This is a genomic window from Mesorhizobium sp. dw_380, from assembly GCF_018588885.1.
Classification (GTDB): Bacteria; Pseudomonadota; Alphaproteobacteria; order Rhizobiales; family Rhizobiaceae; genus Mesorhizobium.
Genome location: NZ_JAFFIW010000010.1, coordinates 45,942 through 70,969 on the forward strand (window position 1 = coordinate 45,942; position 25,028 = coordinate 70,969).

Annotated in this window: 25 protein-coding genes; 15 read left to right on the forward strand and 10 right to left on the reverse strand. The window is 64.2% G+C overall.

All coding sequences use genetic code 11. The features are described from left to right. Window positions 1-10 precede the first annotated feature (10 nt). Both fliQ and JT360_RS12700 read left to right on the forward strand, forming a co-directional pair. Complete coding sequence (gene fliQ, locus JT360_RS12695) at window positions 11-277, forward strand: flagellar biosynthesis protein FliQ (protein ID WP_013893193.1); 267 nt, start codon at window positions 11-13, stop codon at window positions 275-277. Between the two features lie 278 nt (window positions 278-555). Continuing rightward, the gene (locus JT360_RS12700) at window positions 556-2,199 is read left to right on the forward strand and encodes an MFS transporter (RefSeq protein WP_214471960.1); all 1,644 of its coding nucleotides are present in this window, start codon (window positions 556-558) and stop codon (window positions 2,197-2,199) included. Window positions 2,200-2,223: 24 nt separating this feature from the next. Here JT360_RS12700 and JT360_RS12705 read toward each other — a convergent pair whose 3' ends face one another. The 4 genes from JT360_RS12705 to JT360_RS12720 all read right to left on the reverse strand — a co-directional run bounded on the left by JT360_RS12705 (window position 2,224) and on the right by JT360_RS12720 (window position 6,477). Continuing rightward, complete coding sequence (locus JT360_RS12705; protein ID WP_352127261.1) at window positions 2,224-2,484, reverse strand: cupin domain-containing protein; 261 nt, start codon at window positions 2,482-2,484, stop codon at window positions 2,224-2,226. 111 nt (window positions 2,485-2,595) lie between these two features. Next, window positions 2,596-3,981, reverse strand: coding sequence for an NAD(P)/FAD-dependent oxidoreductase (locus tag JT360_RS12710; RefSeq protein WP_214471962.1), 1,386 nt, complete (start codon window positions 3,979-3,981; stop codon window positions 2,596-2,598). Between the two features lie 131 nt (window positions 3,982-4,112). Beyond that, window positions 4,113-5,894, reverse strand: a complete 1,782-nt coding sequence (locus JT360_RS12715; protein WP_214471963.1) for a chloride channel protein — start codon at window positions 5,892-5,894, stop codon at window positions 4,113-4,115. A gap of 283 nt (window positions 5,895-6,177) precedes the next feature. Then, on the reverse strand, window positions 6,178-6,477 hold the full coding sequence (locus JT360_RS12720; RefSeq protein WP_214471964.1) for a putative quinol monooxygenase: 300 nt from the start codon (window positions 6,475-6,477) through the stop codon (window positions 6,178-6,180). Between the two features lie 125 nt (window positions 6,478-6,602). Between JT360_RS12720 and flhA the strand changes: the two genes are divergently transcribed. The 8 genes from flhA to JT360_RS12760 all read left to right on the forward strand — a co-directional run bounded on the left by flhA (window position 6,603) and on the right by JT360_RS12760 (window position 14,054). After that, window positions 6,603-8,690, forward strand: a complete 2,088-nt coding sequence (gene flhA, locus JT360_RS12725; RefSeq protein WP_214471965.1) for a flagellar biosynthesis protein FlhA — start codon at window positions 6,603-6,605, stop codon at window positions 8,688-8,690. After that, on the forward strand, window positions 8,687-9,439 hold the full coding sequence (gene fliR / locus JT360_RS12730; protein WP_214471966.1) for a flagellar biosynthetic protein FliR: 753 nt from the start codon (window positions 8,687-8,689) through the stop codon (window positions 9,437-9,439). Before flhA ends, fliR begins: the two co-directional genes overlap by 4 nt. A 1-nt stretch (window position 9,440) precedes the next feature. Then, window positions 9,441-9,824 (forward strand): hypothetical protein, encoded by a 384-nt coding sequence (locus JT360_RS12735; protein WP_214471967.1) that lies wholly within the window; start codon window positions 9,441-9,443, stop codon window positions 9,822-9,824. 927 nt (window positions 9,825-10,751) lie between these two features. Then, window positions 10,752-11,360 (forward strand): rod-binding protein, encoded by a 609-nt coding sequence (locus JT360_RS12740; protein WP_214471968.1) that lies wholly within the window; start codon window positions 10,752-10,754, stop codon window positions 11,358-11,360. 13 nt (window positions 11,361-11,373) lie between these two features. Further along, on the forward strand, window positions 11,374-11,799 hold the full coding sequence (locus tag JT360_RS12745) for a hypothetical protein (RefSeq protein ID WP_214471969.1): 426 nt from the start codon (window positions 11,374-11,376) through the stop codon (window positions 11,797-11,799). A gap of 130 nt (window positions 11,800-11,929) precedes the next feature. Further along, window positions 11,930-12,451, forward strand: a complete 522-nt coding sequence (locus JT360_RS12750) for a hypothetical protein (protein WP_214471970.1) — start codon at window positions 11,930-11,932, stop codon at window positions 12,449-12,451. Between the two features lie 195 nt (window positions 12,452-12,646). Then, on the forward strand, window positions 12,647-12,955 hold the full coding sequence (locus tag JT360_RS12755; RefSeq protein WP_250888772.1) for an SCP2 sterol-binding domain-containing protein: 309 nt from the start codon (window positions 12,647-12,649) through the stop codon (window positions 12,953-12,955). Window positions 12,956-13,250: 295 nt separating this feature from the next. Further along, window positions 13,251-14,054 (forward strand): hypothetical protein, encoded by an 804-nt coding sequence (locus JT360_RS12760; RefSeq protein ID WP_250888773.1) that lies wholly within the window; start codon window positions 13,251-13,253, stop codon window positions 14,052-14,054. On the opposite strand, the gene JT360_RS12765 is transcribed toward JT360_RS12760, so the two are convergent. Then, window positions 14,022-14,696, reverse strand: a complete 675-nt coding sequence (locus tag JT360_RS12765) for a GNAT family N-acetyltransferase (protein WP_214471972.1) — start codon at window positions 14,694-14,696, stop codon at window positions 14,022-14,024. The genes JT360_RS12760 and JT360_RS12765 overlap by 33 nt on opposite strands. Window positions 14,697-14,909: 213 nt before the next feature. Then, the gene (gene odc2 / locus JT360_RS12770) at window positions 14,910-16,043 is read right to left on the reverse strand and encodes an ornithine/lysine decarboxylase (protein ID WP_214471973.1); all 1,134 of its coding nucleotides are present in this window, start codon (window positions 16,041-16,043) and stop codon (window positions 14,910-14,912) included. Between the two features lie 540 nt (window positions 16,044-16,583). On the opposite strand from odc2, the gene JT360_RS12775 reads away from it, so the two are divergent. The 4 genes from JT360_RS12775 to JT360_RS12790 all read left to right on the forward strand — a co-directional run bounded on the left by JT360_RS12775 (window position 16,584) and on the right by JT360_RS12790 (window position 20,653). Beyond that, window positions 16,584-17,780, forward strand: coding sequence for an amidase (locus JT360_RS12775; RefSeq protein ID WP_214471974.1), 1,197 nt, complete (start codon window positions 16,584-16,586; stop codon window positions 17,778-17,780). Between the two features lie 3 nt (window positions 17,781-17,783). After that, entirely contained in the window at window positions 17,784-18,683 is a 900-nt protein-coding gene (locus tag JT360_RS12780; protein ID WP_214471975.1) for a LysR family transcriptional regulator, read from the forward strand. Window positions 18,684-18,770: 87 nt separating this feature from the next. Further along, window positions 18,771-19,439, forward strand: coding sequence for a DUF1007 family protein (locus JT360_RS12785; RefSeq protein WP_214471976.1), 669 nt, complete (start codon window positions 18,771-18,773; stop codon window positions 19,437-19,439). After that, window positions 19,436-20,653, forward strand: a complete 1,218-nt coding sequence (locus JT360_RS12790) for a nickel/cobalt transporter (RefSeq protein WP_214471977.1) — start codon at window positions 19,436-19,438, stop codon at window positions 20,651-20,653. Before JT360_RS12785 ends, JT360_RS12790 begins: the two co-directional genes overlap by 4 nt. 14 nt (window positions 20,654-20,667) lie before the next feature. Here JT360_RS12790 and denD read toward each other — a convergent pair whose 3' ends face one another. From denD to JT360_RS12810, 4 genes are all read right to left on the reverse strand, one after another. After that, entirely contained in the window at window positions 20,668-21,645 is a 978-nt protein-coding gene (gene denD / locus JT360_RS12795; RefSeq protein WP_214471978.1) for a D-erythronate dehydrogenase, read from the reverse strand. A gap of 12 nt (window positions 21,646-21,657) precedes the next feature. Next, window positions 21,658-21,870, reverse strand: a complete 213-nt coding sequence (locus JT360_RS12800; protein ID WP_214472088.1) for a hypothetical protein — start codon at window positions 21,868-21,870, stop codon at window positions 21,658-21,660. Window positions 21,871-21,952: 82 nt separating this feature from the next. Further along, window positions 21,953-22,969 (reverse strand): cation diffusion facilitator family transporter, encoded by a 1,017-nt coding sequence (locus JT360_RS12805; protein WP_214471979.1) that lies wholly within the window; start codon window positions 22,967-22,969, stop codon window positions 21,953-21,955. 86 nt (window positions 22,970-23,055) lie between these two features. Then, window positions 23,056-23,742 carry a GNAT family N-acetyltransferase gene (locus tag JT360_RS12810; protein WP_214471980.1) on the reverse strand — a complete coding sequence of 229 codons (687 nt, stop codon included), beginning with the start codon at window positions 23,740-23,742 and terminating at the stop codon, window positions 23,056-23,058. A gap of 83 nt (window positions 23,743-23,825) precedes the next feature. On the opposite strand from JT360_RS12810, the gene JT360_RS12815 reads away from it, so the two are divergent. After that, window positions 23,826-25,010, forward strand: coding sequence for a pyridoxal phosphate-dependent aminotransferase (locus tag JT360_RS12815; RefSeq protein WP_214471981.1), 1,185 nt, complete (start codon window positions 23,826-23,828; stop codon window positions 25,008-25,010). Window positions 25,011-25,028 lie beyond the last annotated feature (18 nt).

A 25,028-nucleotide genomic window follows, 5' to 3' on the forward strand; every position in this document is an offset into this window, starting at 1 on the left:
GGCCGATCCCATGAACGAGGCCGACGCACTCGACATCGTCCAGTACGCGGTGTGGACGGTGCTGACCGCGTCCGCGCCGGTTGTGCTGGTCGCCATGGCGGTGGGTATCGGCATCGCCCTCATCCAGGCGCTGACGCAGGTCCAGGAAATCACCTTGACCTTCGTGCCGAAGATCGTCGCCATCATGTTGGTGGTGGCGCTTACAGGCCCCTTCATCGGCGGCCAGATATCGGCCTTCACCAACGTCATCTTCGAGCGCATCCAGAACGGGTTCTGAAACCCGCGACGCAGGATGCGGCGGCATCCTTCCGAATTTGCCGGAAAGCACCGGTCGGCTTGCGCAAGCGCAACCCGATCGCCGCCGGTGATCTCTCCGACGTCGGCCGGATGATACAGGCACTGCCGCAAGCCGGCGGATGCGTGGCCCCCCGCTATCCCCTTGTTGGACCATGATCTTTCGCGCATGACATTCGCCCTTTGCAGCGCGATGCCATAGTTTCGGCAAACGATGCGGAGAAACCGTGGGGATCAGCACGCTGTGGCAGGAATTCATCCATGATTGACGAGAAGCCGGAAAGCGAAGGCGTTTCGGCGCTGGCGCCATTCCGGCATGGCATTTTCCGCGCCGTCTGGGCCGCAAGTCTCGTCTCCAATTTCGGTGGCCTGATCCAGGGCGTCGGCGCGGCCTGGATGATGACCACCATCGCCACCTCGCCCTATCAGGTCGCCCTGGTCCAGGCCTCGACCACCTTGCCGATCATGCTGTTCGCGCTCGTCGCCGGCGCCATCGCCGACAGTTTCGACCGGCGCAAGGTGATGCTGGTCGCGCAGACCTTCATGCTGGTCGTTTCGGTGCTTCTGACCCTGTTCACCTATTCCGGCCTGATCACGCCGTGGACGCTGCTTGCCTTCACCTTCCTGATCGACAGCGGCACGGCGCTGAACAGCCCCTCATGGCAGGCCTCTGTCGGCGACATCGTTCCCCGCAACAAGGTGCCCGCCGCCGTGGCGCTGAACTCCATGGGCTTCAACCTGACACGCAGCGTCGGCCCGGCGATCGGCGGCATCATCGTCGCGGCGGCCGGCGCTGCAGCGGCCTTCGCGGCGAATGCGGTGAGCTATATCGGTCTCATCGTCGTGCTGGCGCGCTGGAAGCCGGATGTGCCGGTATCGACCTTGCCGCGCGAGTCGCTTGGCTCCGCGATGGGCGCGGGGCTGCGCTATGTCGCCATGTCGCCCAACATCGGCAAGGTGCTGGTCAGGGGCGCCGCCTTCGGCTTCAGCGCCGGCGCCGTGCTGGCGCTCTTGCCGCTGGTGGCGCGCGACGTCGTCAAGGGCGACGCGCTGACCTACGGCATCATGCTTGGCGCCTTCGGCATCGGCGCCGTCGGCGGCGCGCTGATCAGCGTGCGGCTGCGGCAATTGCTCTCCAGCGAGACCATGGTGCGCTGCGCCTTCGCCGGCTTCGCCGTCTGCGCCTTCAACGCCGCCGTCAGCCAGCATGCCTGGCAGACGTCACTAGGCCTGCTCGTCGGCGGTGCCTGCTGGGTGATCGCGCTCTCGCACTTCAACGTCACGGTGCAGATGGCGACGCCGCGCTGGGTGGTCGGTCGGGTGCTGTCGGTCTACCAGACCGCGACCTTCGGCGGCATCGCGCTCGGCAGCTGGATCTGGGGCGTCGTCGCCGATGCGCATGGCGCCGAGACGACGCTGATCGCGGCCGCCATCGCCATGCTGGCCGGCGGTGCCATCGGCCTTGTGCTGCCGCTGCCGCAGCAGCAGGTGCTGAACCTCGATCCGCTCAATCGCTTCAAGGAACCGCACCTCGCGCTCGACCTGAAGCCGCGCAGCGGTCCCATCGCCATCATGATCGAATATGTGATCCGGCACGAGGACGAGGCGGAATTCCTCGCCACCATGGCTGAACGCGGCCGCATCCGCCGCCGCGACGGCGCCCGCAACTGGACACTGGCGCGCGATCTCGAAAATCCCACAATATGGATCGAGCACTATCACACGCCGACCTGGCTCGAATATGTCAGGCACAACAGCCGCATCACCCATGCCGACGCCACGATCGGCGAACGCCTGCGGGCGCTGCACAGCGGCAACGAGCCGCCGCGCGTGCGCCGAGTCATCGAGCGCCCGACGACCGCCGGCACCGCGCTGGTGATGGCCAAGGGGCCGATAGAGCACTGATTCCACGCGTGGCTGACCTGGCGGTCAGCCGGCCGACTGGATCATGTAGAGCTTGCGCGTCGTCTCGCTGATCCGCCATTCGCCCTTCCATCCCTGCGGCAGCACGAGAAGGTCAACCGGCCTCAGCTCGCAGGTCTCGCCGTCGGCGCGGCTCACCTCCAGCCGCCCCCAAATGATGTGGCAAATCTCCGACGAACCTGACCGGTCGGCGGTGAAGCGGCCGGGCGTGCACTCCCAGATGCCGACATCGATGGTCCCGTCCGGTGATTGGAAGAGCGAGCGCACCGCCTTGACCTGATTTCCTTCGATGGAAGTGGGCTTGGATGAGAACGCGCCGAATTGCGTCAAAACAAAGAGTTAGAGCGATTCACCGTTTCCGTGAAACGGTGAATCGCTTTAGTGGCCTGTGATGCTGTCGGCCAGGGCGGCAAGCCTGGAGGTGTGCGCCAGACCGGCGGCTTCACGGCGATCGGCGAGATGGTAGAGCTGATACATGGAATGCACGCCGAGCCACCGGAACGGCTCCGGCTCCCAGCGCCGCACGGTGCGGTTGACCCAGGGCAGGCGCGTGAGCTCCGTGTCCTGGCCGAGGATCAGGTCGGCAAGCGTGCGCCCCGAAAGATTGGAGCTCGACACGCCAAGCCCGACATAGCCGCCGGCCCAGCCGATGCGCGTCGCGGGATCGAGGCCGACGGTCGTGCACCAGTCGCGCGGCACGCCGAGCACGCCGCACCAGGCATGCTCGATGCGGCAGCTCGCCGTCTGCGGCAGCAGCGCCGTCAGGATCTGATGCAGCTGGTCGATCGTCGCCTGCTGCGTCCGCCCGTTGACGTCGGTGCGCGAGCCGTAGCGATAGGGCACGCCGCGCCCACCCATGGTGATGCGCCCCTCGCGCGTGCGCTGGGCATAGCAATAGGCGTGGGCGGCATTGCCCAGAAGCTCATGCCCTTCCCAGCCGATGTCGCGCCACAGTTCCGGCGGCAGCGGCTCGGTCACAATCTGCGCGCTGTTGAGCGCCAGCCAGGTCCTCTCCTCGCCGGGGATGCCTGATGTAAAACCCTCCGTGGCGCGGATGATGGTTTCCGCCCGCACCGTGCCGCGGTCGGTCGTCACGCTGCCCTTGGCGATTGCCGTCACCGTCGTCTGTTCGTAGATCGGCACGCCCAGCCGCTCGACCGCGGCGGCAAGCCCGCGCACCAGCTTGGCCGGCTGCACGCGCGCCTGGCCGTGGACGACGAAGCCGCCCATGACGTCGCGCACATTGATGCGCGCCCGCGTCGCCGCTGCATCCAGCATCTCGACGCGGTTCGGATCGACATCCCAGGCGCGGATCGTCTCGCACTCTTCGCGCGCGCGTTCGAGCTGCGCCGGGTTGGTGGCCACCGTCAGATTGTCGACGCGGCGGATATCGGCATCGATCCCTTCCACGCTTGCCACCCGGATCACCTCGTCGACGCAGCCCGCCATGGCCGCCTGCATGGCGCTCACACCTTGCCGGGTCGAGGTCTTGAGATACTTCTCTCGCGACCAGGAGAAGCCACCCGACAGCCAGCCGCCATTGCGGCCCGAAGCGCCGAAGCCGGCAAACTCGCGCTCGATCAGTGCGATGCGCAGCGAGGGCCTGGCCTTCTTCAGATAATAGGCGGTCCACAGCCCGGTATAGCCGGCGCCGACGATCGCGACATCGGCTTCCATGTCGCCGGGCAAGGGTGACCGGGGCGCGGGAACCCCTCCCATATCCGCATACCAGAACGATATGTCGCCGTTGCGTTTGGCTTGCATGGGATGACTTTCGGGTTGAGTGAGATCAGGTCAGCGTCGGTAGAGTTCGGCGCGCGCCGAGGTTGGCCGCGATGATCCGCATCACTTCGGCTCTGGCACTGCCGATGCTCTCGTCGCCGCATGAGTAAACCCTACCCCTCGCCCGACAGGTCCCGGCGCGCCTTTTCGAGTTCTTCGGCATAGCGCCGCATCAGATGGCCCTCGGTCAGCAGGCCGAGCACGATATGGTCGGTGAAATCCTCGACCACCGCCAACTCCTCGGCGCCGGCACGCTGGAACGTCTCAGCGGCGGCCTGCACGTTCATGCTGGGGACCAGGACGGCGTCCTTGTACTGCGCAAGATCGCGCACCGGCATCTCGCCGCCGGAGGGATCGCTGTGCAGTTCGGCCACGATCAGCACGCCGACATACTGATCCCCCGGATCGACGGCGATGACGCGCTGGGCCGAGCCGAGCGGGATTTCGTTGCGGAAGGCGGCCAGCGTCGTCGAGGCATCGATAGTCTTGATGTCCTTGCGCATCATCGAGCCGACGGTGAGGCTGCGCATCCAGCCGACATCGTGGGCGCTGCGGATCGTCTCGCCGCGCAGATGGAAGCGCCAGGTCGAGAACGAATAGCCGAAGGTTTCGCGCACCAGGATCGCCGCCATGATCGAGGCGGCCAGAACCACGCCGGTGAGCGTCAGGTCGCGGGTCGATTCCAGCGCCAGGAAGGTCATGGTCAGCGGACCGCCGACGACACCAACGGCAAGCGACGTCATGCCGACGACGGCGGCAACCGAGGGGTCGATGCCGGTCGCCGGCGAAACCATCGCCATCACACCGGCGAAGGCCTTGCCGAGCAGCGCGCCGAGGAACAGCGAGGCGAAGAACAGGCCGCCGCGAAAGCCCGACCCCAGCGAGATGGCCGACGCTGCCAGCTTCAGCACGAAAACGCTGGCCACCACCGTCAGCCCGTAATTCATCGCGAATTCGCGGTGCAGCGCACCATGGCCGCTGGACAGGACCTGCGGCGTGGCCAGCCCCAGCAGGCCGACGATGACGCCGCCGATGACGGGGCGCAGCGAGGCATCGACCGACAGCCTGTTGAACCCACGTTCGATCAGCGTCACCAGATGCATGATGGCGATCGAGGCCGCACCGCCAAGCAATCCAAGCAGCAGGAACGGCACGTACTGGCTTGCGGTCAGCGTCGGCAGCCCGGCTAGTTCGAGCGGGAACGGCACGCCGCCGAACATTTCCGCCGTCAGCGAGGCCGAGATCGCGGCCGCCATGACAGGCGCGACATTGGCGACCGAGTAGATGCCGATGACCAGTTCGAAACCGTAGAAGGCGCCGGTCAGTGGCGCGTCGAAGGCGGCGGCGATGGCGCCGGCGGCACCACAGCCAACCAGGACGCGGACATCGTTGCGCCGCAGCTTGAACGCCCGCGCCAGCCGCGACGCCATGCCGGAGCCGAGCTGCGTATAGCCCGCCTCCAGACCGACCGAAGCACCGAAGCCGCTGGAGATCATCGTCTGGCAGACGATGATGAAGGTGTCGGTCAGCGACATGCGCCCGCCATAAAGCGCGTTGGCTTCGATCGGATCGACTGGGGTGCGAAATTTTCGAATCCTCAGCCAGATCACCGATATGCCGAGCAGAATGCCGCCGATTGCCGGTATCGCCGCTTGCACCGGACTGGCGAGGGAGAACATGCCGGAAAGCCGGCCGCCGGGCTGAACGCCGAACAAGAGCCCGTGCAGGTCCTGCACGATTTGGCTCATCGCGGTGACCAGTATTCCCGCCATGATCCCGACGACGCCCGCCAGGATGACCACGGCGATGCCGCGCGCCTCGAGCAGAGGGATTGACCTCAAAAGCACCGCGCGCAGCCGGCGGGCGTAGACTTGCGGTTCGTTTCTGGAAAGCACCGGGCGGCTCGCCGATATCAAAAGGCAATGGCAGACCCGCCTGATACGCCGGGCTGCACGCCATGACAACCACAATGGCGATATCAAAGGCGCCATTATGGCCGCGAAACGGCTGATTTCGATCTTTCCCTCCCCTCAATTCGGGAAGCAACCGCTGCTGCCGTCAGTCCGGTATGGTCAGCGGCCCGCAGTCGTCGTCGGCGATGAAGGTTGCCAGCAGGTCGGCGGGCTCGGTGGTGCTGGCATTCTCGGCTGGCCTTGCGGGCATCGGGCCGCGAAGCCCTCAGGTCGGCATCGGCTCGCCGGCCTCATAGAGCACGAGATTGCGCTCGCCGATGCCAAGCGCCGGCCAGCTCGAGCGCCAGTCGGCGATGTGCGGCGAGCGGAAATGCGCATCGAGTGCCGCCCTGTCGCGCCAGGCCTCGGTGACCCGGATCAGCCCGGCATCGAGAACATCCCGCGCATAGGAATATTCGAGGCAGCCGTCCTCGGCCCGACTGGCGCGAACCATGCGCTCCATCACCGGTCTTGCCTCCTCGAACCGATTGGGCGGCAAACGGATCGTGCCGATGATCAGGAGCATGGGTTTTCCTTTTTTGGACGCGCGGACCTGAGCTCGGTTAGCCACTCTCCCACCCTCGCGCAAGCTTGGCCAGCTAGCCTCGCCGGGCTGTCGCATGCTCGGCAGCCCAGGGTTCGAGGACGAGAATGGCGATCAGCGAAAGCATCCAGCCCGGCGCGGTGGCCAAGAACGGCCGCGATATCTTCTTCGCGCTCGGCATCGTCATCATCCTGGCCGTGCTGTTCCTGCCGATCCCGGCCTTCCTCATCGACATCGGCCTCGCCTTCTCGATTGCGCTTTCGGTATTGATCCTGATGGTGGCGCTGTGGATCCAGCGGCCGCTCGATTTCTCCTCATTCCCGACCGTGCTGCTCATCGCCACGATGCTCAGGCTATCGCTCAACATCGCCACCACGCGCATGATCCTGTCGCATGGCAATGAGGGCACGCACGCCGCCGGCTATGTCATCGCCGGTTTCTCCAAGCTGGTGATGGCCAGCGACTTCGTCATCGGCCTGATCGTCTTCATGATCCTGATCGTGGTCAACTTCATCGTCATCACCAAGGGCGCCACCCGTATCGCCGAAGTCGGCGCCCGCTTCACGCTCGACGCCATCCCCGGCAAGCAGATGTCGATCGACGCCGACCTCTCCGCCGGCATGATCGACGACAAGACCGCGCAGCTGCGCCGCCGCGAATTGGAAGAGGAGAGCTCCTTCTTCGGCTCGATGGACGGCGCCTCGAAATTCGTCCGCGGCGACGCCATCGCCGGCCTCATCATCACCGCCATCAACATCGTCGGCGGCATCGCCATCGGCTACATCAGGCACGGCATGGGTATGGGCCAGGCCGCTGACGTGTTCATCAAGCTGTCGGTCGGCGACGGTCTCGTCACCCAGATCCCGGCGCTGATCGTTTCGCTCGCCGCCGGCCTGCTGGTCTCCAAGGGCGGCACCCGCGGCTCGACCAACCAGGCCGTGTTCGGCCAGCTCGGCGCTCATCCGCGCGCGCTCTACGTGGCGGCGGCGCTGCTGGTGCTGCTCGGCCTCATGCCCGGCCTGCCACTGTTTCCATTCTTTGCGCTGGCCGCGGGCATGGCCGGCCTCGGCTACGTCATTCCGATGCGCCACAACCGGGCGGTCGCCGAGGCCGAGGCGCTGAAGAACCAGGAAAAGGTCTCCAAGGCCGAGGAAGAGAAGAACTCGGTCAAGGCCTCGCTCGCCACCGCCGAGATCGAATTGCTGATCGGCAAGCAGCTTTCGACCCGGCTCCTGGTGTCGCATCAGGAGCTGGTCTTCCGCATGGCCAAGATGCGCAAGAAATTCGCCCAGCAATACGGCTTCGTTGTGCCGGAAGTGCGCGTCGCCGATGATTTCGCCATCCCGCCGAAGAGCTACCAGATCAAGGTGCACGGTACAGTGGTCGCCGAATACCAGATGCGCGTCGGCGAGATCATGGTGCTGCTCGGCAACCGTGACGTGCCCGAAATACCGGGCGAAGAGATCCGCGAACCCGCCTTCGGCATGCGCGCCTATTCCGTCATGGAAACCTTCGCCGAGGATTTGAAGCGCGAGAACTACACCTTCGCCGACAACATGTCGGTGCTGCTCACCCATCTTTCCGAAGTCATCCGCAACAACCTGCCGCAGCTTCTGTCCTACAAGGACATGAAGGCGCTGCTCGAACGCCAGGACCAGGAATACCGCAAGCTCGCCGACGAGATCTGCACCACGCACATCTCCTATCCCGGCCTGCAGGCGGTGCTGAAGCTGCTTCTCGCCGAGCGCGTCTCGATCCGCAATTTGCACCTGATCATCGAGGCGATCGCCGAAATCGCGCCGCATGTGCGCCGCACCGAGCAGATCGTCGAGCATGTCCGCATCCGCATGGCCCAGCAGATCTGCGGCGATCTTTCGGAAGGCGGCGTGCTCAAGGTGCTGCGCCTCGGCAACCGCTGGGACCTTGCCTTTCACCAGAGCCTAAAGCGCGACGCCAAGGGCGAGGTGCGCGAGTTCGACATCGATCCGCGCCAGCTGGAGGAATTCGGCCAGGACGCCACCAAGGCGATCAAGAAATTCCTCGAAGCCGGCGAGCGTTTCGTCCTCGTCACCGCGCCCGACGCCCGCCCCTATGTGCGCATGATCATCGAGCGCCTGTTCACCACGCTGCCGGTGCTCTCCCATGTCGAAATCGCCAAGGGCGTCGAGATCAGGGTGCTCGGGACCATATCGTGAGCGTTCTCTCGCAAGCCGTCGTCATCGCGGCTTTCCTCGCCTTCTGCCGCATCGGCGCCTGCTTCATGCTGATGCCGGGCCTGTCCAGCGCCCGCGTGCCGGTGCAGGTCAGGCTGTTCGTGGCGGTCGCCGCCACCGGCGGCCTGCTCGCCTTCCTGTGGGACAAGATCTTTCCCTTCGTCGATCCGCGCCCGCAGATCCTGGTGCCGATGATCATCTCGGAACTTCTGGTCGGCGGGCTGATCGGCGCCATGACCAGGCTCTACATGGAAGCGCTGCGCTTCATGGGCTCGGCCATCGCCATGCTGATCGGCTATGGCGGCTCGGGCGGACCGGCGATCGAGGAGCCAGAGCCGCAGGCGGCCCTTGCCGCCATCATCTCGTTTTCGGCGCTGCTGATGCTGTTCGTCTTCGATTTCGACCACGAGATCGTCCGTGCCCTGGTGGCGTCCTACACGGTGGCGCCGGTCAACGTCTTCTTCAACCCGCAGGCGGCCCTCGTCGATGTCACCGACACCGTGTCGGACACCTTCTTCCTGGTCATCCGCCTCGGCAGCCCGTTCGTCGCCTATGCCATCCTCGTCAATTTGACGATCGGCTTCGTCAACAAGCTGACCCCGCAGATCCCGATCTATTTCATCTCCCAGCCCTTCGTCATCGCCGGCGGCATGCTGATCTTCTATTTCGCCGTCGGCACCATGCTGTCGCTGTTCGCCGGCGGCTTCGTCGACCTGACGCTGGCGAGGTGAGATGAGCACGCGCAAGGAGCGTCTGCGGAAACTGGTCAAGGTGCAGGAACAGCTGAAGGCGCTGCACGAGACCCGCCACGCCACCTTCCTGGCCGCCGCGAACGCCGCCGAGGCTGAGACCCGGGAATTGATCGGCCATTTCGACCAGGACAATTCCCTCTCCGGGCTGTTTCCCGATCTCTATCATCGCCGCATCGCCCAGGCGGTGGTGCGCCAGGAGACAAGCCTGGAAAGCGCAAGGCAAGAGGCCGGCCTCATCGCCCAGGCCAGCGCGCGCACCAACATGGTCGAGCGCGCCTACAAGGACGTGCGCAACCGCGACGAGCGCGAACGCTCCGACCGCGAACGGCTGGATCTGATCGCGCAGAAGCGGGATCAGGAATAGCTGCGGGAGTTTTGCTAGCGGTTTGCGCCTAGCCTGAAACAACCCCGACGAGTTGACGCCCGAGCAGCCGGCGAAACGGAAGCGTGGCGCCTCAACGCCTTGCTCGTCGCACCACCTCAGTCAATCCGAACGCAAATAGCCCGCTCCCAGCAGTGGCGGCCTTCTGGATTTCACACCGCAGCGGCCGGGATGGGTTGCGGAACTCAAGGAACGACTAGGCCGGCCTTCGCGTTATTTAACGTCGAACTAATGGAGGTAACCGTGAGAAAGCTGATATTGGCATCTGTGCTCGCGCTTGCTGCCACAGCCGCTGTGACGTCACCGACCAAGGCGCAATTTCTGTTCTCACCCTTCGGTGGCTATTTTGGTGGTTTCGGAGGGCCCCCATTTCCTTACCGGCCCTATTATCATCCGTATTACGACCCCTATTACGGCGACCCGTACTACCAGCCATATCGCCCGTACTTCCGATACCACAGGTATTATTATCACCGGTACTATTTCCCGCACCGGCATTACCACCACAGGCACTATCACCACCGGCACTATCACCACAGGCACTACTACTATCGGTAGCTATGGTTAGGCCGCCGGCGCTTTTGTCGTCGTGAGAAACGTTCAGTCTTCTGGCGGTCAGATCGGCGATCGCTGCCAGACTCGCGTTTCGACAGTGTAAGGAAGCCCTTCTCATTCGCCTGCTGCTCATTCTGGCGCAGCTCTTCGCTGCCGGCTGCGATCTACTGTTCCCGTCTCTCAGCGTGGGAAATCCTTCAAGTCTCGATAGGGCGTCAGGTCGAGGTCGTGAGGGACGGCCTTCACCCCGGCACGGGCGCGCTCGCACTGTCTTCGCCAAAAGAGAGCCCGCTCAGCGCCGGCGCGTAGGCGGTGACACTCTCCCTCGCAAGCCTGCCACAAGCTTGTTGAGGCATGGTCTGGCTGAGGAAACCCGGTAAAAGGCGGACTTTCTTGGCGATTTCTCCACCCAGCGACATCGTTATGGATGTCGCCCGAGCCGCGGAGCCGGCGGACATCGAGGCTGCCCGTGCCGCGCTGACGAAGCGTGCGGGCGGTGCTGCGGGCACGTTCTCGGTCGACACCGCCGCGTCCATAGACCCCGGTTCGATCCTGTCGCGCGCCACCGCCGAGCATGCGGCCGGAACCGATCCGGCCAAGAAATTCAAGAAGTTCGAGGCGATGGTCTTGCAGACCTTCATCCAGAACATGCTGCCCAAGGACACCGAGGGCGTCTACGGCACGGGTCTTGCCGGCGACATGTGGAAGTCGCAGCTCGCCGAGCGCGTCGCCGACGTCATGGCCGATCGCGGCGGCATCGGCATCGCCAAGTCGCTGCTCGCCGACCACTATATGGACGGCAAGCGCAAGGTGCCTATCGGACCGGTTTCAAATGGACCGGAAAAGACCGAGATCGATCAGCAAACCCGCCTGTCCACCTCGCTCGTTCAGGAATTGCAGCGCAAGGCCGCCAGGTCGATGACCGGCGACGAGCCAACCATAAAAACAGACATCAAGATCTAGACTGGGAAACACCATGGCCGATTCTTCCGAATTCACCGCCAACCTGCCAGCGCGCACGACCGCGTCGGAATCGCCGATACCGTTCGCACGGCCCGGAAACCTTGCCGCCATCATCGGCCGCATCGAGGAAGTGGTCGAGGAAGAGACCGCCGGCATCCGCAGCGATACCGGCTATGATCTCAAGGCGTCGAACGCGCGCAAGAGCCGCTATCTCTACGAACTGACCCGCGCCATGAAGGGCGGCAGCGAAGCCGAGTTCCTCGAACAGCACCGCGAGGGCCTGACCCGGCTGCGTCAGAAACTGGCGAAGAACGAGGCGGCGATCCTGGCGCATCTGAGCGCCGTCAACGAAGTCGCCAGCCTGCTGCGCAGCGCCATCCAGCGCGCCGAAACCGACGGCACCTACTCCGCCGGCGAGTTCGGCCGGGTGAAGGGCTAGAGCATGATCCCGAAAAGTGGATGCCGGTTTTTGGAAAAGATCATGCTCAAACAAAGAGATAGAGCCCCATCCCGATTAAATCGGGATGGAACAGGCTCTAGAGCATGATGTTGTCGGACTCGGCTTCCGAATGATCAAGGCCATCGCCATCGCGGTCTGGGTCTGCGCCGCCACGCTCGGCGCGGTGTTCTATTCGTTCCAGGCGGCCGGCGAACGCGGCGTCGGCGAGAAACCCAAGCCCATGCTGGGCGGGCTGGATTACGTCAAGACCGAAGTCATTTCGGTGCCGCTGATCCGCGATTCCAGGATCAACGGTTACTTCCTGACCAAGCTCGTCTACACGGTCGAACCGGAGCAGATAAAGAAACTGTCGATACCGGCCGAGGCGCTGATCACCGACCAGGTCTACACCTACCTCTATTCCAATCCCCAGATCGACTTCACCAAGAAGGCGACGATCGACCTCGATGCCTTTCGCGCCGCGATCCGCGACACCGTCAACACCCGCGTCGGCGCACCCCTTGTGCATGAGGTTCTGATCGACCAGGTCAATTTCCTGAGCAAGGACGAGATCCGCGACAACTGGCTGCGTCGCCGCCAGGATTCCGGCACCACGGCGCCCGAGACGACCAAGCCGGTCAGCGCGCATTGAGCCGCCGGTGCTGACCAGGGCGCCCGGCTCCCGACAATTCGCCCGGTGCGGCGATAGGAACCAGTCCCTGCAATTCGCATTGACGTAAACGTCAACCCAAAGCTATATGCGGCAGCGACCATGATCGCCGGAGATGCCGCATTGACTCGGCCAGACCGAAGCGCCGTTGCGCTACAGATGCAACCAGACAAGCAGATGCAACAGGACAAGGAGAACAGCGTGAGCGTTCAGGAGATTGCCGAGAAGATCAAGTCGCGCGTGGCCAGCAGCGGGTTCGATCGTTCCGTGAAGTTCGACACCGGCAGCGACGGCGTCATCGTCATCGACGGCGCTGATGTCTCGACCACCGACGCCCCCGCCGACTGCACCATCAAGCTGTCGCTCGACGACCTCGATTCGCTAATATCAGGCGACCTGAACCCGACCATGGCGTTCATGACCGGCAAGATCAAAGTCGAAGGCGACATGACGGTCGCCATGGCGCTCAGCCAGTTGATCGGCTGACGGCATGTCGCAAGCCTATGGCGGCTTGGATGGACATGCATAAACAACGCTGAAGCGCGCCACGTGGTCCATTTGGACGCGCTTCGGACCTTGTAGGGGCACCGTCTTGAAGACGGCACATTCGTTCCACAGGCTTCAGCAATCTTGGCATGAAACCTTCACGCGGTGGGGAACGGCAAGCTGCTCGTACCTTTGATTGTGAAACCATCCATTTAGTGTGGCCTCGGCCCCAATGGCGGCAAGACAACGAGGTCCGATAATGAATATCCATAGTGTTCGATCAGTGGCGCGCGCGATGCTGATCGCTGCCCTGGTTTCGATGACAGGGGCGGCAGCGGCCGACGAACGTGTTCTGATTTCCTATGAGGCCACACCTTCGGTGGGCTTCAATCTGCCAAAACTGAAGACGGCCGGTTACGCTGAACGGGCTGCCTTTTCGAAGGAGGTGCTTGAGAAAATCGTGCCCAAGATCGCCGCCAGCATAAGCGTCGATCCGGTGGTGCTGGAGACGGAAGTCACACCGGGTGGCTACCTCCTCAAGACCAACGCCTCGCTGCAGACCGAGGCCACGCTTGACGACGTGACCGCCGATCGTTTGGCCGCTGCCTTCGGCTACATTTTCCACCAGCACAGCGTGCTTGTCTCTCGACTGGACGACAGCAGCGGGAGCACGGGCTTCGTTACCGTTCGCTTCCCCGAGGATACGCTCGATGCCACTGTGGCACAGCGTTTCTTCGAAAAAGCGGATGCGGTGGAAAAAGGCCTGGGCGGCGGTTACACCGCCTTTGGCGACGAGCAGATATTTCTCAATGTCGTGGACGGCAACGGTAAACCCTACAGCGGCCTCGACAATGCGAGGTTTCTGGATGGTCTCAAGCGGACGGCAGCCTCGTTTGGGCCGCCGGCTCCGCAAGTATCGGACTCCGGGACCGCAACGGCCCGCTTCATCGGCAACGACTGGGACAAGGCGCCCAAAGGCGAGGAGTACGCGGCTCGCCTGGGAGGTGCCGGTTCACCGACGGTGACCGGCCTGGATGTCGTCGCAACCGAGTATGCCGTGCTGGTTTCAGCCAGCGCGTCGCGCTTCGGCTGGAACTGAAAGCCTGTGGCCTGAAGCCCTCAGCGTGCCTTGCACGCCGTCAAGCGCGCCGTCCACCAGCTCCAGCGCCAGCAAGCGGTGCCGCTCGTAGGGGCCTGGCATGGCGAGTGAACCGGTCCTGGCGGCCGAGAAGCCGAAACGTCCGTAGTAGGGCGCATCGCCGACCAGCAGGATCGCCGCGTGGCCCAGACGCGCCGCCTCGGCGATGGCGTGGCGCATCAACGCCGAGCCGATGCCGGCATCCTTGAGCGACGGGTCGACGGCGAGCGGGCCAAGCAGCAATGCGGCCGCACCGCCCTCGCCCAGCCTGACATCCCACAGCCGCACCGTGCCGACGACGTTGCCCGACGCGTCGCGCGCGACGAAGGCCAGGCCTTCCGAGGGCCGGCGGCCACGCCGCAGCTTCTCCGACGATTTGGTCTTGCGCTTCGGCCCCATGGCGTCGTCCAGCAGCGCTTCACGCGCGGCGATATCGGCCGCGGTTTCAGCAACGATGGCAACCGCGCGGGTACTCTCCGCCCTCGAGGGGGAGATGTCGCCGAAGGCGACAGAGGGGGTTATAGCGCGTGACGCGCCGACGCCACTTTGCCCAAAGGAGGTCGAGGCATCCGAGAGGACGCCCTCTGGCCACTTCGTGGCCATCTCCCCCTCAAGTGGGGAGATTCCGCGCGCAGCGCCGTCAACGATGAAATTTGCAATGTCCATTTCCGCAATCCCTGGCGAGCGGAGATCTGTTCCACAGGCGAGCCCGGTGGACGACAGACGCCCACCTGGGATGATCTGATCGGTTCTCAACGCATTTTCAGGCGAAGTGGTATCCGGTTCGCCGTCCGAAAATGCGCCAAGAAAGAACCGTCAGATCACGTAGGATCGGAGAGGCTCGAAGCCGTTGAACGCGACCGCCGAGTAGGTGGTCGTGTAGGCGCCGGTGCCTTCGATCAGCACCTCGTCGCCGATGGTCAGCGACAGAGGCAGCGGATAGGGCGTCTTCTCGTACATCACGTCGGCCGAATCGCAGGTCGGGCCGGCGAGCACGCAAGGCGCGGTCTCGGTGCCGTCATGGCGGGTGACGATCGGGTAGCGGATCGCCTCGTCCATCGTCTCGGCCAGACCGCCGAACTTGCCGATGTCGAGGAACACCCAGCGTACATTGTCGTTGTCGGCCTTCTTCGAGATCAGCACGACTTCCGACTTGATGACACCGGCATTGCCGACCATGCCGCGGCCGGGCTCGATGATGGTCTCGGGGATCGCGTTGCCGAAATGCTTGCGCAGTGCCGAGAAGATCGCCTGACCATAGGCCTGCGCCACGGGCACATCCTTCAGGTAACGGGTCGGGAAGCCGCCGCCCATATTGACCATCTTGAGCACGATGCCTTCTTCAGCCAGCGTCGCGAACACCGTCTTTGCATCGGCCAGCGCACGGTCCCAGGCGGTCAGGTCGGTCTGCTGCGAGCCGACATGGAATGACACGCCATAGGCGTCGAGGCCAAGCCCCTTGGCATGGCGCAGCACGTCGACGGCCATTGCCGGCACGCAGCCGAACTTGCGCGACAGCGGCCATTCGGCGCCTTCGCCATCGGTCAAAACGCGGCAGAACACGCGTGCGCCCGGAGCGGCGCGGGCGATCTTCTCGACCTCTTCGACGCAGTCGACGGCGAACAGCCGGATGCCGAGCTGGTAGGCGCGTGCGACGTCACGCTCCTTCTTGATGGTGTTGCCGAAGGAGATGCGGTCCGCCGGCGCACCGGCGTCCATCGCCATCTCGACTTCGGCAACGGAAGCGGTGTCGAAGGACGAGCCCATCGCGGCAAGGAGGCGCAGGATTTCCGGCGCCGGATTTGCTTTCACCGCATAGTAGATCCTGGAATCGGGCAACGCCTTCTCGAAGGCGCGGAAATTGTCGCGCACGACATCGAGGTCGACGACGAGGCAAGGACCGGTGGGACGTCGGGTGGCGAGGAAGTCGAGGATGCGCTGCGTAGCCATCGGTTTCTCCATCACGCCTTTCGGCGCGCACAAGGGTGCGGACGCGGGCTGTCGGCCTCGCGAACACGCGGTGGACAAAGGCGGGACGTAAATTCCATGGAACCAGCCGGTGGAGACCCCGGAACCATGAAACGCCGTCTCGCGGCGATGGACCTTGGCCTTGCCCGGCTTCGGTCCGCTTTGTCTGCCTTGGCTTGGATCGGGAGAACCCCGTTCCGCACTGCCGGCAATGAAGGTGTGCCTCTTCAGTAACCCCGGTCTTTGGACAACCGGCAGAGAACCAGAAAGGCCCGCACCGTCGTTGCTTCAAGGTGTCCTCGGTCTGGCGGTTGGCCGCTAAACCGACTGGAGGGGTTAGCTCCAGTTACCTTACCGATTTCCCTCACCATTCGAGGATCGGCGGACACCCACAGGCACGTGCGACTTTGGGCAAGCGCGATATAAGAGGGAAGGATTTCACAATCAATAAAAATCGTATCCAAGGTTGTAAAATTTCTGGCATCGAACAATGTTGATGCAACCGTATCCGGATATCGAACGATGCCAGGCACGCACGGCCCTTTCAACGCCTTTCTCGATCTTCGCCAGATGCCGGTGGCCCATGCCGAACTCGGCCCGCTCGCCGGCCTGCGGCTGGCCGTCAAGGATATCTATGACGTCGCCGGCTACCGCACCGGCTGCGGCAATTTGCAGAAATTCGCCGGCAGCAATGCCGCCTCGCGTACGGCGCCCGCCGTGCAGATGATCCTCGATGCCGGCGCGCGCTTCGCCGGCAAGACCCAGACCGACGAACTGGCCTTCGCGCTGTTCGGTCAGAACGCGCATTTTCCGTTTCCGGTGAACCCTGCGGCCCCCGACCGCGTCACCGGCGGCTCCTCGTCGGGGTCGGCATCGGCGGTGGCGGGCAGGCTGGCCGACATCGCGACCGGCTCCGATACCGGCGGCTCGATCCGCGCGCCGGCGAGTTTTTGCGGCCTGATCGGCTTACGCACCACACATGGCCGCATTTCGCTCGACGGCACCATGAAGCTGGCGCCGAGCTTCGACACGTTCGGCTGGTTCGCCGACGATATCGAGACCTACGAAACCGTCGGCAAGCTGCTGCTGGGGCGCGATCCGCACCAGCACACGCTGGACCGCCCGTTGTCGCTCGACTGGCTGGACGAGATGGTCGCCCGCCCCGCGCTCGCCGAATATGCCGGGATGAAGGCATTGGCTGCCAAGGTTTTCGGCGCGCCGGCGACGCCGGCGATGCACTTCAGTTCGTCTCCGGATGAACTCTATTGGTGCTTTCGCCGGCTCCAGGCCAGGGAGGCCTGGGGCGAGCATGGCGACTGGATCACCAGCGGCGAGCGCGGCCTTGGACCCGGCGTCGAGGAGCGTTTCGGCTTTGGCCGCGCCGTCGACGACCGGACGGCGCAGGCCGAGAAAGTGCGCCGGCTGACCTTTCGCGGCGAACTGAGCGCCCTGCTCGGCAGGGACGGCTTCCTTGTCATGCCGACGGTGCCGGGCCCGGCACCCTATGTCGACAGCACGCCGGAGCAGTTCCAGGCCTATCGCGAGCGGGCGCTGCATCTCCTGTGCCTGGCCGGCCTGTCGGGCTTCCCGCAAATCACCTTGCCCATCGGTTCGGTCGCCGGCGCTCCGTTCGGCCTGTCGCTGCTAGGCCCTTCCGGCAGCGACATTGCCCTGATACGGCTCGGCCGAAAACTTCTCGACGCAGCACAGAAGGCCTGAACCATGGACACACTGACCCGCATGCGCGCCTTTATCGACGTCGTCGAGGCCGAGGGCTTTTCGGCGGCGGCGCGCAAGATCGGCCGTTCCAAGGCGCTGCTGTCGAAATATGTGCGCGAGCTGGAGGACGAGCTCGGCGCGCTGCTCCTCAACCGCACCACGCGCCAGTTCTCGATGACCGAGGCCGGCCACACCTACTATCGGCGCGCCTCCGAGATCGTGCGCGAGGTCGACAGCCTGGCCGACGCCGTGCGCGAATCCTCCGGCGACGTGCGCGGCAGGATCAAACTGTCGGCGCCGCGCACCTTCGCCGACGCGCCGATCGGCCAATCGCTGATCGATTTCGCCAAGCAGCACCCCGACATCGTGCTCGACATCCAGCTCGACGATCGCTTCGTCGATCTGGTGGAGGAAGGCTTCGATCTCGCGGTGCGCATCTCCCGCCTGGAGAATTCGTCGCTGATCGCCAGACGGCTGGCGCCGTTCTCGGTCAAGCTCTGCGCCTCGCCCGAACTGATCGCCAGGCATGGCATGCCGACGCGGCCGCAGGACCTCGGTCACATGCCCTGCATCGTCGACACCAATGGCCGCGGTCTGAACAACTGGCCGTTCAAGGGCGACAACAACGATCAGCTGAGCGTCGCGGTGTCGGGCCCGATCGAGGTCAACAGCCCGATGGCGGCGCGCGCCGCCGCTATATCGGGCCTCGGATTTTGCATCCTGCCGGATTTCATCGCCGCGCCCGACCTCAAGAGCGGTCAGTTGGTGACAGCGCTCGACGACCGCATCCTCTCTGGCGGCGGCATCTTCGCCGTCTACCCGCACCGCCGCTATCTGCCGGCCAAAGTACGCGTTTTCGTCGACTTTCTGGTGCAGTGGTTCAGGACGCGCGAGATCGCATAGCAGGTTTAACCGTCTCACGGTCCCAATTCTGCCCCCTTTCTGGTAACTCTCGACATCTCTCCGAAGCCAAGGGAATCGCGACCGGTAATGCACCTGAAACGGCACGCAATCATGCTGGCTTCGGCCTTGGCGGCGACCTTTGCCGCGACGGGACCGGCTTATGTGCACCCGCATGTTTTCGCCGAGGCACGCCTCGACGTGATCCTCGGCCCGGATCACCAAACCGTGAAAGCGCTGCGTCATCTCTGGCGCTTCGACGACCTGTTTTCGAGTACGGTGATGATGGAGTTCGACAAGAACTCCGACCTGAAGCTTGACGACAAGGAGCTGAAGGAGGTTGCCGACACCGTTCACGCCTCGCTGGCCGAGTTCAACTATTTCCAGCTCGTCACGCAAAACGGCAAGGACGTGCCGATGACGCCGCCGCCGCATCTGATGGCCAATTTCGAAAACGACCAGCTGATCATCCTGTTCGAATCCGAACCGAAGACGCCGATCAAGCTGACCGGCAAGATCGACATCGGTGTCTACGACCCGACGTTCTACACGGCGATCGACTTCACCGAGGATTCCAACATCACCGTTGAAGGCCTGCCGTCGAACTGCACCAGCAAGGTGGTTCGTCCGGACCCGGACGAAGCGATCAAGGAAAACCAGAAGACCCTGACGGATGCCTTCTTCAACGATCCGACAGGCACCGACATGAGCAAGATCTTTGCCACCAAGCTCGAACTGACCTGTCAGCCAGAAGGATGAAGCCGGTGACGAAACCATCCCCGCGTTTGGCATTCGGCCTGTTGGCCCTCACCTTTGCCGCGATGCATTTCGCCAACGCCGCGCACGCCCAGAGTTCGCTCGGCATTGGCGTCAATGACGGCATGGCTCCGACCACCGGTCCGTTCGCCCACATCTTGATGTGGATCAATCTCAGGCAGCAGGAATTCTACCGCGCGCTGGCGACAGCCATGAAGGCGATGCGCCAGGACAACAGCAAGCTCTGGGTGCTCATCGGCCTGTCCTTCGCCTACGGCATTTTCCACGCCGCCGGCCCCGGCCACGGCAAGGCGGTGATCTCGTCCTACATGGTGGCCAATGAAGTGGCGCTGCGGCGCGGCATCCTGTTGTCCTTCGTCTCTGCCCTGCTGCAGGGCCTGACCGCGGTCGCGGTGATGGCGGTCGCCTATTTCGTGCTGCGCGGCACAGCCGTCTCGATGACCGACGCGGCCTGGTTCATGGAGATCATGAGCTTTGTCTTCGTCACTCTCTTCGGCGCCTGGCTGCTATGGCGCAAGGTCGGCCCTTCCGTCCTGCGCCTGTTCGGCAAAGGCCCCGCCTACAGCCTGTCGGCGGCCCACGCCGGGTATTCGCGTGGTGGTCATGCGGGTCATTCGCACGCCGGCCATTCGCATGCCGCGCACAGCCATTCGGCGCATGCCCATTCGCACGCGCTGCAGGTGCATGACGACCACGACCACGTGCATGACCATTCGCACGACCACCACCACGACCACGGCGCACGTGACCATGACCATCATCATGACCATGGCGCACACAGTCATGCGCATCACGACCATGCGGCGGGCGAGGTCTGCGAAACCTGCGGCCACTCGCATGCGCCCGATCCGGCACTGCTGTCGGGCGACCGCTTCGACTGGCGCACCGCGTGGACGGCGGTGGCGGCGGTCGGCATCCGCCCCTGCTCCGGCGCGCTGATCGTGCTCAGCTTCGCGCTTCTCAACGGGCTCTGGCTCGGCGGCCTGCTGTCGGTGCTGGCAATGTCGATTGGAACCGCGATCACAGTCTCGGCGCTGGCGACGCTTGCCGTAACCGCCAAGAACTGGGCGGTGTACTTCGCCGGTGACGGCCGCATGGGCAACCGTATCCACTCGATCGTCGAGATCGGCGGCGCCGCCTTCGTGTTCCTGTTCGGACTTTTGCTGCTGTCGGCGAGCCTGACGGGCAGCGTTTAGATCGCGGCAAACTCCTAATCGGGAATCTTGCCGCCGAGTTCATCCTCGATATGGGCGCGGATGATCTCATCAAAACTCTTCTCGGCGCTGAAGCCGAGCTCCCGTGACCGCTTCGCCTCGAACCGGGTCGGCCAGCCCTTGACGATCGCCCAGATCGTCTCGTCCGGCTCCTCGCGGATCAGGCTCACCGCCTTGGCCCCGGCAATGCGCTCCAGCGCCTCGATCTGCTCGCCGACGGTGACGGCGACGCCGGGCATCGTCAGGTTGCGGCGCGGCCCGACGGCGGCGCCGTCGATCCCGGCCGCATGGATCAGGAAATTGACGGCCGAGCGCGGGCTGGCATGGGTGTGCACGACGGAGCGCGGCACCGGCAAGATCGCCTCATGGCCGCTCAGCGGCTCGCGGATGATGCCCGAGAAGAAGCCGGAGGCCGCCTTGTTCGGCTTGCCGGGCCGCACGCAGATGGTCGGCAGCCGGATGCCGATGCCGTCGAAGAAACCGCGCCTCGTGTAGTCGGCCAGCAGCGCCTCGCTCATCTGCTTCTGCGTGCCGTAGGAGGTCAGCGGCGTCGGATGGAAGTCGTCGGGAATGACATCCGGGAACGGCGCGCCGAACACCGCGATCGACGAGGTGAAGACCAGGCGCGGCGCAAAGCTCGCCAGCCGGATGGCATCGAACAGCGCGCGTGTTCCGTCGAGATTGACCCTGTAGCCAAGATCGAAATTCGCTTCCGCCTCGCCCGACACGATGCCGGCGAGATGGAAGACGACATCGGGGCGCGACGCGACCAGGCTCTCAGTGGCGCCGGCCTCGGCGAGGTCCCCCGTGTGCAGCGCGACGCTGACGCCATCCATCGCCGGCGCCTGTGGCGGCACGATGTCGTGCAAATCGAGCGCGGTGATTTTTTTGCCGCGCAGTGTGCCGTCCTTGGCCAGCCGGGCGATAAGCTTGCGGCCGACCATGCCTGCGGCGCCGGTGATCAGAATGCGCATGTCGAAATTCCCTTACTTGCCCTGATTTTTACGCTGGCTGCGCGCCCGCAGCCAGAACACCAAGAAGAACGCCAGCACGAACATGGTGCCGAAGATACCGGCGAGCACCGTCGAAAGACTGCCGAGTGCCAGCATCACGGTCGGCAGGTAGAAGGCGGCAATGCCGAACAGAAGCATGATCGACAGCGCCGCAATAGCCGCATTCCTGGTGTCACGGTCCATCACGCCGCACCAGGGCAGCGGGCACATGTAAAGCTGGCTTTCAAGGCAGCGGAACTCCTGAGGCTGGGCCGGTCATCGACCCGGCCTAGTGATGGTGGCCGTGATGCAGAGCCGCATCGTGTTCATGCCTATGCTCGTGCTCATGATCGTGCTCGCGATCGTGGTTGTCATCGGCGCATTGGCCGAATTCCGGTTCCACGGTGGCATGGCTGATGCCGTGCTCGCTGGCAAGCCGCTTCTTGATCGTGCTGACCGCCTGATAGGCATCGACACCCTCGTCGAGGCAGGCATGCAGCGTCGCCATGCTGCTTGCCCCGTCGATCGACCAGATATGCATATGGTGCACCTCGCGCACGCCCTTGACTGCACTCTGGATGTCGCGCGCGATCAGGTCGCGGTCGAGGCTCGGCGGCACGCCTTCGAGCAGCACGTGGGCCGCGGCGCGCATCAGCGACCAGGCCGTGGACAGGATCAGCAGCGAAACCAGGACCGACAGGATCGGATCGATCGGCGTCCAGCCGGTCGCCAGGATCACCAATGCGGCAACGATCGCGGCGGCCGAACCGAGCAGGTCGCCAAGCACATGCAGGATGGCGCCGCGCATATTGAGGCTCTCGCGGTCGCCGCCATGCAGCGCCAGGAAGGAGCCGATATTGACCAGCAGGCCGAGGATCGCCACGACCAGCATCGGGCCGCCGAGCACCGGCGCCGGCCTCTGCAGCCGCTCCCATGCTTCATAGACGATCCACAGCGCGATGACGAAGATGGCGATGCCATTGGTGTAGGCCACCAATGTCTTGACCCGGCCGAAGCCATAGGTGAGACGGACGGTCGCCGGCCGGTCGGCAAGGTGGAAGGCATACCAGGCAAGACCGAGCGCGATGGCGTCGGCCAGCATGTGGCCGGCATCGGCCAGCAGTGCCAGCGAGCCGGTGAAGAGACCGCCAAGCGTTTCCGCCACCATGAAACCCGCAGTCAGGCAGGCCGCGATCAGCACGCGCTTCTTGTCGGTCGAGCCATGCACATGGCCGGCCCCATGATCGTGTCCAGGGTGATCGTGTCCGCTGTGATCGTGTCCGCTGTGATCGTGGATATGCGCCAATGGTGAACTCCCTTGCATGTCGCCCAAAAGTGGCCCGGTTTTGGGATGACGACATGCAACCAAAAAGGCTTGAAGCGCGACGCGCTTCAGGCGCCGAATTCCGCGCGACAATCCTCGAGCCGTCGCTTCTGTTGGCCGTCGCCGTCGAAATTGGCCGGATCGAGCCAGGCTTCATAAGCCTTGCGCAACGCTGGCCATTCCTTGTCGATGACCGAATACCACGCGGTGTCGCGGTTTTCACCCTTGACGATGAGATGCTGGCGGAAAATGCCCTCGAATTTGAAACCGAACCGCTCCGCCGCCCGCTTCGACGGCTCGTTGCGGTTGTTGCACTTCCATTCGTAGCGGCGATAGCCGAGTTCGTCGAAGATGTATTTCATGAACAGGAACTGCGCTTCGGTCGCCGCCGGCTTGCGCGCGATGAGCGGCCCCCAATAGATGTTGCCGATCTCGATGACGCCGTAAGCCGGATCGATGCGCATCAGCGTCTGGCGCCCGGCGACCTTGCCGCTGGCCTTGTCGATGACGGCAAAGAACAGCGGATCCTCGCTCGCCTCGACCTTGTCCAACCAGGGCTGGAAGGCGGCGCGGCTTTCTGGCGGATAGTCAGGCAGCCAGGCGAAGCGGCCGTCGACGTCGGACACGGAAGACGCTTCGTACAGGCCATCACCGTGCTTTGCGGCGCTCAGCGGTTCAAGCCGGACATAGCGGCCGTCGATCGCCTTGCGTTCGGGTCGCGGACGCGGCTGCCAATCCCTGAGATTTTCCGACACCAAAGACTCCAATCCGTTTGACTTTTGCGGGCCAAGGCTCACAAAAACGCGACCCCACAGTAAGAACCACACGGACGGGAAAAATGCTCCACACGATTTCGGCCTTCGACCGTCTCGGCGAGGAAAATGCCTTCGCAGTGCTCGCGAGGGCGACCGCACTGGCTCAACAGGGCCGCGACATCGTCAATCTCGGCATCGGCCAACCCGACTTCAAGACGCCGCAGCATATCGTCGAGGCCGCGATCAAGGCGCTGCGCGACGGCCACCACGGCTACACGCCGGCCAACGGCCTTTTGGCGACGCGCGAGGCGGTGGTGCGGCGCACGCTGACCACCACCGGCGTCGAAGTGTCGCCCGAGGGCGTGATGATCCTGCCCGGCGGCAAGCCGACCATGTTCGCCGCCATCCTGATGTTCGGCGAGCCCGGCGCCGAGATCCTCTATCCGGACCCCGGCTTTCCCATCTACCGCTCGATGATCGAGTTTACCGGTGCGGCACCCATTCCGGTGCCGATGCGCGAGGAGAACGGCTTTGCCTTCTCCGCCGAGGAGACGCTGGCCCTGATCACCTCGAAGACCAGACTTCTGATCCTCAACTCGCCGGCCAACCCGACCGGTGGCGTGACACCGCGCGCCGAGATCGAGAAGCTGGTCAAGGGGCTGGAGAAGCACCCTGATATCGCCATCCTCTCCGACGAGATCTACGACGTGATGACCTATGACGGCGAGACGCATTGCTCGCTGCTCGGTTTCCCTGAGATCCGCGACCGGCTGATCGTGCTCAACGGCTGGTCCAAGACCTGGGCAATGACCGGCTGGCGCATGGGCTGGTCGATCTGGCCGAACGGCGACAAGGGCGCCCATCTCTACGACAAGGTGCGCAAGCTGGCGGTGAACTGCTGGTCCTGCGTCAACGCGCCGAGCCAGTTTGCCGGCATCGCGGCCATAGACGGCCCGCAGGACGACGTCGACAAGATGATGCGCGCCTTCGACCGCCGCAGGAAGATCGTCGTCGAAGGCCTGAACGCTTTGCCCAACATATCCTGCATCACGCCCAAGGGCGCGTTCTATGCCTTTCCCAATGTCTCGAAGACCGGCTGGAAGGCAAAGAAGCTCGCCTCCGCGTTGCTCGACGAGGCCGGCGTGGCGCTGATCGGCGGCCCCGATTTCGGCATTCTCGGCGAAGGCTATGTCAGGCTTTCCTACGCCAACTCCGAGGAAAACATCTTGCGTGCGCTGGACAGGATCGGCGCGTTCCTGGCCAGGTAAGGTGGCGGGCGGCCTGCC